Genomic DNA, 12,451 nt, shown 5'->3' with positions numbered 1-12,451 from the left:
GCCTTTCGGTCGTTTCCGACCGATTGGCCGAAAAGATCGGGCGCAACCGGAGACGACGCAAAAACAGCCGACGACATAATACAGCCGGGCAAAACAGACAATCGAGAACAACCGGAAAACGCTCCGGGAAAATCCGGACAGCGTTATTTCCGGCAAGCGCAAAGCGCCGTACGTTCGTTCGGCATAAGGACACAAGAAACCGCCAAGCCGACACCCTTCGGCAATCGCCATTCGGCTTCTTTCCGGCCGCTGCCGACTATACGTCAGGCATACTCCGCACAGAAGCCGGCCTCCTATGAAACATCCTATGAAACATCCTATAAAAGGCTCCCACAAGACCATACACACGAAAAGACCGGAACTCATCGGAGAGTTCCGGTCTTTCACAATATACGAACGGTCTTCTTGCCGTCCTTCGGTCGGATTATTCGCCCAGTGCGAAACGCTTGTAAGCGATAACCGTCGCCTCTTTGTCTGCCTTGTGGATGAAGTCGGCGATCGACTCTTTCTCGCCCACTACGGCCTGAGCCAGCAGCGTGTTCTCCTCGAAGAACTTGCGCATCTTGCCTTCGGCGATCTTCTCAAGGATGGCTTCGGGCTTGTTGGCGTTCTTGGGGTCCTGCTTCATCGCCTCGACGGCGATCTTGCGCTCATGCTCCACAACCTCTGCGGGGCAGTCGGCCTCCGAGATCGACACGGGAGCCATAGCCGTGGCCTGCATGGCGACGGTGTGGGCAACCTCTGCCGGAACCTCCTTGTTGAAGCCGAGGATCGTACCGAGCTTCTTGTTGAAGTGTACGTAAGCAGCGCAGTAGGGAGCCTCGATGCGGGCATAGTATGCCAGCTCGATCTTCTCACCCGTCTGCCCCGATTTCTCGGTCACCATCTCCTCGACGGTGTGGCCTTCGGCGTTCTTGGCAGCCATCAGGGCGTCGCGGTCTGCGGCGTCGCTGTTTACGGCAACCTCCAGCATCGCCTCGGCCGAAGCGGTATATTCTGCATTCTGAGCCACGAAGTCGGTCTCGCACGCCAAGCAGAGGATATAGGCCTTCTGACCTACGATCTTCGTAACGACGACACCCTCGGTAGCGGTGCGGTCGGCACGCTTGGCAACGACGAGCTTACCTTTCTCGCGGATAATGTCCTGAGCGCGTGCAAAGTCACCTTCGGCTTCGATCAGGGCTTTCTTGCAGTCCATCATACCGGCACCGGTCATCTTGCGGAGCTTCATTACATCAGCAGCTTTGATTTCCATAATACTTTTCCTTTCTTTTAGGTGATTAATTTCTTTTCCCAAAGGCCCGAATTACTCGGCCTTGGCCTCGGCAACCTCCTCGGCTGCAACCGCAGCGGCCTCCTCGGCAACAACGGCAGCTTCTTCGGCCGCAACCTCAGCAGGCTCCTCGAACGGAGTCTCGACAGCGGCTACGACGTCGGCTACGGCGGCCTCCTCGGCATCGATAGCGGCCTTCACGGCTTTCTTGATGCGGGGTTTGCCCTCCTTCTTCACGGGAGCGTCGGCACCGGCCTCAGCCTCCTGCGCCTCCTTCTCCTTTTCGAGCTTGCGCTCTTCGGTACCTTCGGCGATAGCGCTGCACATGGCATCGAGCACTACGGCAATCGATTTGGTGGCATCGTCATTTGCAGGGATAACGTAATCAATGTCGGTCGGATCACAACAAGTGTCTACCATTGCAAATACGGGGATGCTCAGGCGCTTGGCCTCTTTTACCGCATTCGACTCCTTCTGTACGTCAACGACGAACAGGGCGGCCGGAAGGCGCGTCAGGTCGGCGATGGAACCGAGGTTCTTCTCAAGTTTCGCGCGCTGGCGTGCGATCTGGAGTTTCTCGCGCTTGGAAAAATTATCGAACGTGCCGTCGCTGTTCATCTTGTCGATGGTCGACATTTTCTTGACGGCTTTACGTATGGTGGGGAAGTTTGTCAGCATACCGCCGGCCCAACGTTCCGTAACGTAAGGCATACCGACGGCTGCCACCTTTTCGGCAACGATCTCCTTAGCTTGTTTCTTGGTGGCTACGAACAGCACGCGGCGACCGCTCTTGGCGATCTGCTTGATGGCTGCAGCGGCCTCATCGATCTTCAGCACGGTCTTGTGCAGGTCGATGATGTGGATGCCGTTCTTCTCCATGAAGATGTAAGGAGCCATTTTAGGGTTCCATTTGCGCTTCAGGTGACCGAAGTGCGCACCGGCTTCCAGTAATGTATTAAAATCTGTACGTGACATTTTAATTCAATGTGTTTAATAATTTTAATTCTCTTTTCTTCAATCCGGCGGGTAGCGGCCTTGCCGGTCCCGCGGATTTTCCGCGGCGGGGCAACCTGAAGGTAATACGCGATATATATAATATATAGGTAGTCGTTCCGGTTTGTAACCCTCGCCGTGCCTGCCGAAAATAGGTCGTTCGGATTAACGCTTGCTGAACTGGAACTTGCGGCGTGCTCCGGGCTGACCGGGCTTCTTACGCTCAACCTCGCGGGGATCGCGCGTGAGGAATCCGGCCTTCTTCAGTACCGGACGCATCTCGGCGTCGATTTCGCACAATGCGCGTGCGATGCCCAAGCGAGCGGCCGAAGCCTGTCCCGTGATACCTCCGCCATCGAGGTTGATGGCGATGTCGTAATTCTCCACGGTGTTGGTAGCCAGCAGCGGCTGCTTCACCTGATACTGGAGAATTTCGAGCGGGAAGTAAACTTCAAGCGCTTTGCGGTTGATTGTAATCTGACCCTTACCCGGCTTCACGTATACGCGAGCCACAGCGGCCTTACGACGACCTACGGTGTTTACAACTTCCATAACTCTTACTTAATCTCGTTTAATTTAATGGTCTTCGGGTTCTGCGCGGCGTGCGGATGCTCCGAGCCGGCGTATACCTTCAGGTTTTTGAGCAGGGCGGCGCCCAGACGGGTGCGGGGCAGCATGCCCTTGACTGCTTTTTCGACGATGAACGTCGGTTTCTTTGCCAGATAGTCGGCCGGGGTAGCGAAACGCTGGCCGCCGGGATATCCGGTGTGACGCGTGTAGACCTTCTCGGTCATCTTGTTGCCCGTGAGCTTCACCTTCTCCGCATTGATGACGATGACGTAGTCACCGCAATCCACGTGGGGCGTGTAGCTGGGCTTGTTCTTGCCTCGGAGGATCTTCGCGATCTGCGATGCAAGACGTCCCAATACCTCGTTCGTAGCGTCGATGACGATCCATTCCTTGGTCACCGTCGATGCATTGGCCGAGATAGTCTTGTAGCTTAATGAATCCACTTTGTTTTACGTTTAATTTAACTTATTGTAATCCGTTTCCCGCACGAAAGCGGGTGCGCAAAGGTACGAAAAAGTTTCCGAACTGCAAAAACAAATAAATCCGAAAAACAAAAAACTTGAACAATCGCCGAAAAATTCTTATTTTAAGGCAATTAAAGTCCCAGCAACAGCTAAAAAAGCATGCCGCGAACGCACCGAAGGCCGGAGCGGCGGGCACGGCAATGGAGACAGGGCGGGTCACGCCGCCGCACGGCAGACACAACAATGGAGACGGGGACGGATCAGGACGGGTCAGGACGCCGAACGGCGGGCACGGCCACGGAGACAGGAGGAATCAGGATGCCGAACGACGGGCGCGGCTGCGCGGCCGGGGCCGTATCACCCTGTATTTGCCGCCCTCGCTGCGGACCAAGCGATGTACGTCGGGATCGTCCGGCAGATAACGCACGACGACCGAATCGCCGATGCGGGCCGTCATGAGATTTTCCGTTTTGCGGACCTTGCCGGTATAATCGGTCCCGCCCACCCTGAACCGGTATCTGAAATAATAGACGGTGCGCTTTTCACGGAAATTGCGGTGCATCCGTCCCCGGTATCCGGGCCGGTATCCGACGCATTCGGTCCGCGAAAAACTCGCGGTGAGCACCGCACGGGTCTCCGCCCCATCGGCATCCAGCCGCTTTTTCACATAGCCGGAATACGCCACGGCCGCCCCGATCAGCATCCCGAAGAGACATACCCCCAGCAATATCCACTTCACCCGGTTCATAAAAACGTTTTTTCAGTTTGCAAAAATACGAAAAACAGCGAAAACATACAAAGGAGAAATTGCAAGCCCGTCGCCCGCACATCCCCCACAACCACAACCACAACCACAACCACAACCACAACCACAACCGCCCCCCCCGGCATCTGCGAACTCCGTCCCATACCCCCGGCCCGCACACCGAAAACTCCGGCCACGAACACCGAAACTCCGGCCCCCGCACACCGAAAACTCCGACTCCGCCTTGTCGCACGAAAAGAGGGCTTCGGCAACCCGAAACCCTCTTTACACCGGACGGCCCCGAAGCCGTCCCTGTCAATATCGAAATCCCCTATCCGAGGAACGAGAGCAGAATACCTGCGGCGACTGCCGACCCGACCACACCGGCCACATTGGGACCCATGGCGTGCATCAGCAGGTAGTTCGAACGGTCGTAGCGGATACCCATATCCTGCGACACGCGCGCGGCGGCCGGAACGGCCGAAACGCCAGCATTGCCGATCAACGGGTTGATCTTGTTGCCCTCCTTCAGGAAGAGGTTCATCAACTTGACGAACAGCACGCCGCCCATCGTGGCGATGAAGAACGAGCATGCACCCAGCACGAAGATACCCAGCGTCTTGGGAGTCAGGAAGACCGACGCCTGCGTCGAAGCTCCCACCGTGATGCCGATCAGGATCGTCATGATGTCGATCAGCTGGTTGCTGGCCGTGGTGGCCAGACGCTTCACCACACCCGACTCCTTCAGAAGGTTGCCCAAGAAGAGCATACCCAGCAGCGGAATCGCGTCAGGCACGACGAACGTCGTCAGCAGGAAACCGATGATCGGGAAGAGAATCTTCTCGGTGGAGGAGACGGCACGCGGCGGACGCATCTTGATAAGGCGTTCGCGCGACGAGGTCAGCAGACGCATCACGGGCGGCTGGATGACCGGTACGAGAGCCATGTACGAATAGGCGCAGATAGCTATGGCGCCCATGTACTCCGGAGCCAGACGGCTCGTCAGGAAGATGGCCGTAGGACCGTCGGCGCCGCCGATGATGGCGATCGAACCGGCCTCATTGGCCGGGAATCCGAGCGCCAGAGCGCCCATGTAGGCCGCGAAGATACCGATCTGCGCAGCAGCGCCGATAAGCATCAGCTTGGGGTTCGAAATCAGCGACGAGAAGTCGGTCATGGCGCCCACGCCGAGGAAGATCAGCGGCGGGTAGACGCCGTAACGGACGCCGAAATAGAGGTAGTTGAGCACCGAGCCTTCCTCATAGATGCCGATTCCGTGGCCGGTCACCATCGGGATATTGCCGATGATGATACCGAAGCCGATCGGCACCAGAAGCATAGGCTCGAACTTGTGTTTGATGGCAAGATAGAGGAAGAAGCACCCCACGGCGATCATGATGAGGTACTTGTAGCCGCCCTCCTGCAGGAAGAGCTGCGCAAATCCCGTCTCGTGCACGAACTTGGATACGCTTTCGCCGAGGAACGACGATGAAAGGAAGTCTAACATACGCCTATCCGAGAGTTATGAGCACGTCGCCCTCCAGCACGGAGTCGCCGCGGTTGACTTTGATCGACTTGACAACGCCGGCGCGGTCGCTGTCGATATTGTTCTCCATCTTCATGGCTTCGAGCACCACCAGCGTCTGGCCGACGGCCACCGTGTCGCCCTCCTTGATCCGGATGTCGAGGATGACGCCCGGCAGCGGGCTTTTCACGGGCGACTCGCCCGCAGCCGCAGGAGCCGCCGCGGCAGGCTTCGTAACCGGAACGGTCGAAGGCTGCACGGGATGCGAAGCGGGAACGGCCGCCACCTGAGGTTTGGCCGCCACGCTGGGTTTCACGGTCGTGTCGAGCACCTCGACCGAATAGGAGGCGCCGTTGACGATCACATCGGCCTCGGTGTCGTTGAGAATCTCGATGCCGACGGTGTAGTCGTTACCGTTGATCTTGAAATTGTATTCTTTCATAAAATTCGTTTGTTTAATTCCGCGCCGTCTTCCGGTTCCGGACCGCAGTCCCGGTTCCGGCGTTCGCACCGATCGGGATCGCCCCGGCGGGGCCGGCATGCCCGCGGCGGAAAGCGGATTTCGGACGGCTTGCGGAGCGCTCTCTAAATTTATTTTCTGATTCGTTCGGGCATCGGGGTCAGACCGTGGATTTTCGAGCTCCACGGCGAGTAGACGCGCGCCACCTTGTTGATAGTAATCACGTCGCTCTCACGGTCGTGCATCTCGGCCTTGTTGAGCTTCACGGCCAGCGCGATGGCGGCGATGATCTCGCCGTTGACCACGCTGTCGCAGCCCGCAGGCACCGAGACCTTCATGTCGTCGACCAGTATGCCGCGGGTCTTCGACTTGGCGGCCTTCTTCTGCGCGCTCTTCACCATGACTTTGGCGAAAAGCTGGATCAGCAGAAAGAGGACGATCAGCGCCGAAAGCACCGTCACCACCGAAACGATCGTAACGTAGATGCCGACGGGGTCCTTGTCGAGGATCGTATCGGCGCCTTTAGCCGAAGCAGCCAGAGCCGCGAAGAGCAATCCTGCTGTTAAAATCGCACGCTTCATACTACAACGGAATGTTAGAGTGTTTCTTGGCCGGGTTCTGCAGGCGTTTGGTAGAGAGCGACTGCAGGGCGCGGATGATGCGGAAACGCGTGTTGCGCGGCTCGATCACATCGTCGATATAGCCGTAGCGGGCGGCGTTGTAGGGGTTCGAGAACTTGTCGTTGTACTCCTTCTCCTTTTCGGCCACGAACTTGGCTTTCTCTTCGGGCGATTCGATCGCTGCGACCTCCTTGCCGTAGAGCACCTCGACGGCACCGCTGGCGCCCATCACGGCGATCTCGGCCGTCGGCCATGCGTAGTTGATGTCACCGCGGATATGCTTCGACGACATCACGATATAGGCGCCGCCGTAAGCCTTGCGCAGCGTAACGGTAACCTTGGGCACCGTAGCCTCGCAGTATGCGAAGAGCAGTTTCGCGCCGTGGGTGATGACGCCGCCGTACTCCTGCGTCGTACCCGGCAGGAAGCCCGGAACATCCACGAGGGTCACGATCGGAATGTTGAACGCGTCGCAGAAGCGGATGAAGCGCGCAGCCTTGCGGCTGGCATTGATATCGAGCACGCCGGCCATGAACTTGGGCTGGTTGGCGACGATGCCCACGCTCTGGCCGTTGAAACGGGCGAAGCAGGTGATGACGTTCTTGGCATAGCCGGGAGCCGACTCCAGATACTCGCCGTTGTCGACGATCGCCTTGATGACCTCCGACATGTCGTAGGGCTTGTTGGCGCTGTCAGGAACGATCTCGTTGAGCGAATCCTCCAGACGGGTGATCTTGTCGGTGCAGACCGCCAGCGGAGCGTCCTCCATGTTGTTCTGCGGCATATAGGAAATGAGCTTGCGGATCAGCGCGATGCCCTCCTCCTCGGTATCTACGGCGAACTGCGCCACGCCCGATTTGGTGGTGTGCATCGTGGCGCCGCCCAGCTGCTCCTGCGTCACGTCCTCGCCCGTCACGGTCTTCACGACCTTCGGGCCCGTGAGGAACATGTTCGACGTCTCCTTCTTCATGATGATGAAGTCGGTCAGCGCGGGCGAATAGACGGCGCCGCCGGCGCAGGGGCCGAAGATGGCCGAAATCTGCGGGATCACGCCCGACGACATCACGTTGCGCTGGAAAATGTTGGCGTAGCCGGCCAGCGCGTTGACACCCTCCTGAATGCGGGCGCCGCCCGAATCGTTGATGCCGATGCAGGGCGCGCCGTTGCGCAGCGCCATGTCCATCACCTTGCAGATCTTGTCCGACATCGACAGCGACAGCGAACCGGCCGTTACCGTGAAGTCCTGTGCGAAGACATAGACCAGACGTCCGTCGATCGTACCGTAACCCGTTACGACGCCGTCGCCGAAGGTGTGGCTCTTGTCCATGCCGAAATCATAGCAGCGGTGCGTCACGAACATGTCGAACTCCTCGAATGAGCCTTCGTCAAGCAGCATCTGGATACGCTCGCGGGCCGTGAACTTGCCCTTGGCATGCTGGGCGTCGATACGCTTCTGACCACCTCCGAGACGTGCGGTGGCACGGTTCTCGATGAGCTGGTTGATTTTGTTTTGAATTTCACTCATAAGTATGCTTGTTAGTATAGTTTCATGCACGTTCGTTCCGGACTGTCCCGCCCCGCGGCCGTCGGCCGCGTTTACTGGTCTGACCCACCCCCAAATCCCCGCCTCGGCGGGGACTTCTTCGCCGGCGGCGGCGTAAAAAACGGGGCCGAGGGAGCGATACGAACGCTCGTTGTTCCTATTTGTTCTTATTCTCGCAAAGCTCGGTGAGGATGCCCTGCGTCGATTTGGGGTGCAGGAAGGCGATGGTCATGCCCTCGGCGCCCTTGCGCGGGGTTTTGTCGATCAGGCGGATGCCCTTGGCCTCGGCGTCGGCGAGCTGCTCCTCGATATTCTCGCAGGCAAGCGCCATGTGATGAATGCCGACACCGCGGTTTTCGATGTACTTGGCGATGGTAGACTCCTCCGAAGTGGGCTCCAGCAGTTCGATCTTGGTCTGACCGAGCATGAAGAACGCCGTGCGGACCTTCTGGTCTGCGACCTCTTCGACGGCATAGCACTTCAGGCCCAAAACGTTCTCCCAATAGGGAATTGCTTCATCGAGGCTCTTCACCGCGATGCCAAGATGCTCGATATGAGAAACTTTCATAGCAAAATATTAATTTAAGTTAGTGGATGTTCCGTGTCATTTCAAGGCACTGTTATAAAACGAACACAAAGATAGGGCATTAAATTCGAAATACCCAAGCCTTTTATCGTATTTTTTTCGGAATATCTGTCACTTTTCGGGCCGGCCGCGCGCTTCACAACGAAGTGTAAATATCGATCAGACGGCGGGCGACGGCGTATTCCGAAAAAAGCTCGGCGCGGCGGCGTTCGCGCCGGCGCATTTCGCTGCGGAAGGTCTCGTCCCAGAGCACGTTTTCCAATGCCGCGGCGACCTCTCCCACCGCTTCGGGATCGACATAAACTGCCGCGTCTCCGGCCGCTTCGCGGTTGAGCCGCGTATCGCTCAGCACTATCGGCAGCCCGGCCCTCAGCGCTTCGACCACGGGCACGATCGAAGCCTCGATTTCGGCGTCGGGCAGGTAGACGAAAGTCCGGGCCAGCCGGAACAGCGCCGGCAGGTCTTCGGGCGAAAGTTCGTAGATGAAATCCACCCGCGCCGCCATATGCCGCTCACGTGCATAGCCCAGCAGGAAGTCGGCATACGCCGTGCGGCGGCCGCACACCACAACTCCGACGCGCTGCGGCAGCGGAGGTCGGCCGTCGGTTCCGGCAGCGCCCCGCCGCCCTGCGGCAACGGCGGCGTCACTGCGCCCCGCATCCGCAACGGATACACCGACGTCGCGGCCCGCATCTCCGACGGATGTACGGGCACTGCGGCAGACACCTCCGACCGACATGTCGGCACCGCGGTCCGCGGCTCCAATGGCTTCGCCGACTCCGACGGTTTCGGCGGTTTCGGCGATTTCGGCGATTTCGGCGGTTTCGGCGGTTTCGGCGCCGCCGCTCCGTGCGGTTCCGTCCGCGGGCCGGAGATGCTCCCGACCGGCGGCGGCGAACTCCGCGACCGTATTCCGGTTCGCATCCGGAGTGTCCGCACCGACGCCGCGCATCGCCAACCTGGCTCCGGCTTCCACGTCGCCGTACCCTCCGACGCCATCCGACGCCGTATCGTCGCGCCAGCCTGCATTTTCAGGATTCAGGTCCCCGCCGCCGTCCGGCTCCCGCACGGATCGCGCAACAGTCTCCGCAAAAGCCCCCTCTTCCGCAACCGATTCCACATTCCGTCCGGCTGCCCGCTCCCCGGTTCGCTCCGCAGCATCTCCTGCAGGTTGTTCCCCGGTCCGCGCCCCGGTTCGCATCCCAGTTTCCGCCCCAGCTTCAGTCCCGGTTTCCGCCCCGGTTTCTGTCCCAGCTTCCGTCCCGCTTTGCATCCCGGCTTGCGCCCCGGTTCGCTCCGCAGCCCGCACCTCAGTCCGTTCCGCTGCCGTCGGCATCTCCGCCCCTCTCGTTTCGAGCATCTCGCGCTCCCGCTCCCGGAGCAGGGCCAGCGCCTCGAACAGCACCTCCTGATTGTGGCGCGGCTCGACCGTCCCCAGCATCAGCACGAAATCGCGCGGCAGCGCATATTTGCGCCGCACGCCTTCCAGCTCGGCGCCGTCGGGCGGATTCTGCGGCATACGCGCCGCGAGCGGCATCACGACCTCGATCCTGCCGGGGTCGATCCGCAGCCGGTCCGAAAGCTCCTCCCGCGCGTCGCGGTTGACCGTAATCACCCGGCTGGCCGAACGCAGCATCCGCCGGTACAGGCGCAGCAGCACCAGCCGCTCGCCCAGCGAATAGAGATGCGGGTAGCGCAGGAAATTGAGGTTGTGGACCGTCATGACGCACGGTATGCGGCGCAGCAGCACCGGAAAGGGAAGTCCGGGCCGGAAGCCGTGGTAGAGGTCGAACTCCTTACAGCGCTTTCCGTCAATGATATATTCATGCTCCGGGGCATACTCGGCCAAAAGTCTGGCAAGGTGTTGGGAATAGGTTCCGGCAGGTGCGGCCGGGGTGTCGTCGAATCCGATTTTCATAAGTCCAAGTAAAAAATTTCGTCTATGTGGCAAATAATTGTTATCTTCGCTAAAAAATAAGTCCGCTCTTATGAAGAAAATACTGCTTATTTTACTCCTCGCGGCCCTGCTGCCTTTTGCGGCGGCCGACGCGCAGAATATCGCTCTGGGCGAGCGTGTGCCCGAACTGAAAGTCCCTGCATGGCTCGACGGACAGAAACCCGCGGCCACGCCGCGGCTGACCTACGTCGAGTTCTTCCAGTCGTCGAACGCGGCCTGCATCACGTCGCTCAAACAGCTCCGGGCGATGACGGACAAATTGGGTACCAAACTGCGCGTGGTTGTCATAACGCAGGAAAAAGAGGACAAAATAGGCCCCCTGCTCAGACCCTACCTATCGCCGCAAATCTCCGTGGCGATAGACGCCGGAGGCAAGATCTTCACGGCGTTCGGCGTGCAGTACGTTCCGTTCGGGGTGCTGGTCGATTCCAAAAACAGGGCGCTCTGGCAGGGAAATTCACTTCACCTGACACCCGAAATCATCGATAAATCAAGCAAATAACAACATGTCTTTCACCAAGATAAACCATTACGAAAAAGAGTACGCCGACATGCACCACGACACGGCTCTGAACGTCACCGAAGGCGTTGAAGATCAGCCGATCGTAAACCCTTACTTCACGCGCCGCAAGAAGCCGAAGCTCTCGACCGACCAATACGTCGAGGGCATTCTCGCCGGCAACATCACCACCCTTTCGCAGGCCATCACGCTCATCGAGTCCAACAACCCTGCGCACTACGCGCAGGCGCAGGAGATCATCGAGCGCTGCCTGCCGCACGCCGGGAAATCGGTCCGCATCGGCATCACGGGCGTCCCCGGAGCCGGAAAATCGACCTTCATCGAAGCCGTCGGCAACATGGTCACCTCGCTGCGGCACAAGCTCGCCGTGCTGGCCATCGACCCTTCGTCGGAACGCAGCGGCGGCTCGATTCTCGGCGACAAAACCCGCATGGAGAGCATTTCGGGCAATCCCGACGTCTTCATCCGCCCTTCGCCCTCGGCGGGATCGCTGGGCGGCGTGGCCCGCAAGACGCGCGAGACGATCGTGCTGTGCGAAGCCGCGGGATTCGACGTGATCTTCATCGAGACGGTGGGCGTCGGACAGTCCGAAACGGCCGTACATTCGATGGTCGACATGTTCATGCTGCTGCAGATTTCGGGCGCGGGCGACGAGCTGCAGGGCATCAAGCGCGGCATCATGGAGATGGCCGACATCATGGTAATCACCAAGGCCGACGGCGAAAACATCCACAAGGCCGAACTCGCCAAAACCCAGTTTCAGGGGGCGCTGCGGCTCTTCCCTCTGCCGGAATCGGGCTGGCGGCCCAAAGTCTACACCTGCTCGGCCGTAGCCGGAACGGGACTGGAAGAGGTATGGAAAGGCGTCGAGGAGTTCCTCGACCACATCGAGGCCAACGGCTACTTCCGACACAACCGCAACCGCCAGAACAAATACTGGATGTACGAGTCGATCAACGAAGTGCTGCGCAACTCGTTCTACCACGATCCCGCGGTCGAATCGCGCATCGCCGAATACGAACAGCGCGTGCTGGACGACAAGATCTCGTCGTTCATCGCCGCCAAAGAGCTGCTGGACATCTATTTCAAGGACCTGAAATAGTCCTCCGGCCGACGCACGCCGCGCGAACTGCGGATTGCGGAAACTTCTGGGAGAAATACGAACAAAAAAGAGGGTGTCTGCCGCAGTGCAGAC

Annotated in this window: 13 protein-coding genes; 2 read left to right on the top strand and 11 right to left on the bottom strand. The window is 59.2% G+C overall.

Features of this window, described 5'->3' with window-relative positions:
• Positions 1-424 precede the first annotated feature (424 nt).
• The 11 genes from tsf to ALFI_RS14315 all read right to left on the bottom strand — a co-directional run bounded on the left by tsf (position 425) and on the right by ALFI_RS14315 (position 10,697).
• A complete protein-coding gene (tsf, locus tag ALFI_RS14365; RefSeq protein ID WP_014776337.1) occupies positions 425-1,255 on the bottom strand; it encodes a translation elongation factor Ts in 831 nt (276 codons plus the stop codon).
• Positions 1,256-1,306: 51 nt separating this feature from the next.
• On the bottom strand, positions 1,307-2,248 hold the full coding sequence (gene rpsB / locus ALFI_RS14360) for a 30S ribosomal protein S2 (protein WP_009598479.1): 942 nt from the start codon (positions 2,246-2,248) through the stop codon (positions 1,307-1,309).
• Between the two features lie 183 nt (positions 2,249-2,431).
• The gene (rpsI, locus tag ALFI_RS14355; RefSeq protein WP_009598525.1) at positions 2,432-2,818 is read right to left on the bottom strand and encodes a 30S ribosomal protein S9; all 387 of its coding nucleotides are present in this window, start codon (positions 2,816-2,818) and stop codon (positions 2,432-2,434) included.
• 5 nt (positions 2,819-2,823) lie between these two features.
• Positions 2,824-3,279: a 50S ribosomal protein L13 gene (gene rplM / locus ALFI_RS14350; RefSeq protein WP_009598490.1), complete on the bottom strand. Its 456-nt coding sequence runs from the start codon at positions 3,277-3,279 to the stop codon at positions 2,824-2,826.
• A 334-nt stretch (positions 3,280-3,613) separates the two neighbouring features.
• A complete protein-coding gene (locus tag ALFI_RS14345; protein ID WP_014776336.1) occupies positions 3,614-4,048 on the bottom strand; it encodes a DUF3592 domain-containing protein in 435 nt (144 codons plus the stop codon).
• A 328-nt stretch (positions 4,049-4,376) separates the two neighbouring features.
• Positions 4,377-5,552 (bottom strand): sodium ion-translocating decarboxylase subunit beta, encoded by a 1,176-nt coding sequence (locus ALFI_RS14340; RefSeq protein ID WP_009598515.1) that lies wholly within the window; start codon positions 5,550-5,552, stop codon positions 4,377-4,379.
• Between the two features lie 4 nt (positions 5,553-5,556).
• The gene (locus ALFI_RS14335) at positions 5,557-6,012 is read right to left on the bottom strand and encodes a biotin/lipoyl-containing protein (RefSeq protein ID WP_009598478.1); all 456 of its coding nucleotides are present in this window, start codon (positions 6,010-6,012) and stop codon (positions 5,557-5,559) included.
• Positions 6,013-6,161: 149 nt separating this feature from the next.
• Positions 6,162-6,611 (bottom strand): OadG family protein, encoded by a 450-nt coding sequence (locus ALFI_RS14330; protein WP_052312797.1) that lies wholly within the window; start codon positions 6,609-6,611, stop codon positions 6,162-6,164.
• A 1-nt stretch (position 6,612) separates the two neighbouring features.
• Complete coding sequence (locus tag ALFI_RS14325) at positions 6,613-8,175, bottom strand: acyl-CoA carboxylase subunit beta (RefSeq protein WP_014776335.1); 1,563 nt, start codon at positions 8,173-8,175, stop codon at positions 6,613-6,615.
• A gap of 175 nt (positions 8,176-8,350) precedes the next feature.
• On the bottom strand, positions 8,351-8,761 hold the full coding sequence (gene mce, locus ALFI_RS14320; protein WP_009598511.1) for a methylmalonyl-CoA epimerase: 411 nt from the start codon (positions 8,759-8,761) through the stop codon (positions 8,351-8,353).
• A 154-nt stretch (positions 8,762-8,915) separates the two neighbouring features.
• Positions 8,916-10,697 (bottom strand): glycosyltransferase, encoded by a 1,782-nt coding sequence (locus ALFI_RS14315; protein WP_014776334.1) that lies wholly within the window; start codon positions 10,695-10,697, stop codon positions 8,916-8,918.
• A 70-nt stretch (positions 10,698-10,767) separates the two neighbouring features.
• Here ALFI_RS14315 and ALFI_RS14310 point away from each other — a divergent pair, with 70 nt between their 5' ends.
• Positions 10,768-11,238 (top strand): TlpA family protein disulfide reductase, encoded by a 471-nt coding sequence (locus ALFI_RS14310; protein ID WP_014776333.1) that lies wholly within the window; start codon positions 10,768-10,770, stop codon positions 11,236-11,238.
• Positions 11,239-11,242: 4 nt separating this feature from the next.
• Complete coding sequence (gene meaB, locus ALFI_RS14305; protein WP_009598497.1) at positions 11,243-12,358, top strand: methylmalonyl Co-A mutase-associated GTPase MeaB; 1,116 nt, start codon at positions 11,243-11,245, stop codon at positions 12,356-12,358.
• Positions 12,359-12,451 lie beyond the last annotated feature (93 nt).

Source organism: Alistipes finegoldii DSM 17242 (assembly GCF_000265365.1).
GTDB lineage: Bacteria > Bacteroidota > Bacteroidia > Bacteroidales > Rikenellaceae > Alistipes > Alistipes finegoldii.
This window is presented reverse-complemented; position numbering and strand designations above follow the sequence as displayed.

Bases quoted from the DNA above. Each gene is read 5' to 3' on its own strand.
- ALFI_RS14335 (WP_009598478.1), bottom strand. From the start codon at position 6,012: ATGAAAGAATACAATTTCAAGATCAACGGTAACGACTACACCGTCGGC.
- tsf (WP_014776337.1), bottom strand. From the start codon at position 1,255: ATGGAAATCAAAGCTGCTGATGTAATGAAGCTCCGCAAGATGACCGGT.
- ALFI_RS14310 (WP_014776333.1), top strand. From the start codon at position 10,768: ATGAAGAAAATACTGCTTATTTTACTCCTCGCGGCCCTGCTGCCTTTT.
- meaB (WP_009598497.1), top strand. From the start codon at position 11,243: ATGTCTTTCACCAAGATAAACCATTACGAAAAAGAGTACGCCGACATG.
- ALFI_RS14325 (WP_014776335.1), bottom strand. From the start codon at position 8,175: ATGAGTGAAATTCAAAACAAAATCAACCAGCTCATCGAGAACCGTGCC.
- rpsI (WP_009598525.1), bottom strand. From the start codon at position 2,818: ATGGAAGTTGTAAACACCGTAGGTCGTCGTAAGGCCGCTGTGGCTCGC.
- ALFI_RS14345 (WP_014776336.1), bottom strand. From the start codon at position 4,048: ATGAACCGGGTGAAGTGGATATTGCTGGGGGTATGTCTCTTCGGGATG.
- ALFI_RS14315 (WP_014776334.1), bottom strand. From the start codon at position 10,697: ATGAAAATCGGATTCGACGACACCCCGGCCGCACCTGCCGGAACCTAT.
- rpsB (WP_009598479.1), bottom strand. From the start codon at position 2,248: ATGTCACGTACAGATTTTAATACATTACTGGAAGCCGGTGCGCACTTC.
- mce (WP_009598511.1), bottom strand. From the start codon at position 8,761: ATGAAAGTTTCTCATATCGAGCATCTTGGCATCGCGGTGAAGAGCCTC.
- ALFI_RS14330 (WP_052312797.1), bottom strand. From the start codon at position 6,611: ATGAAGCGTGCGATTTTAACAGCAGGATTGCTCTTCGCGGCTCTGGCT.
- ALFI_RS14340 (WP_009598515.1), bottom strand. From the start codon at position 5,552: ATGTTAGACTTCCTTTCATCGTCGTTCCTCGGCGAAAGCGTATCCAAG.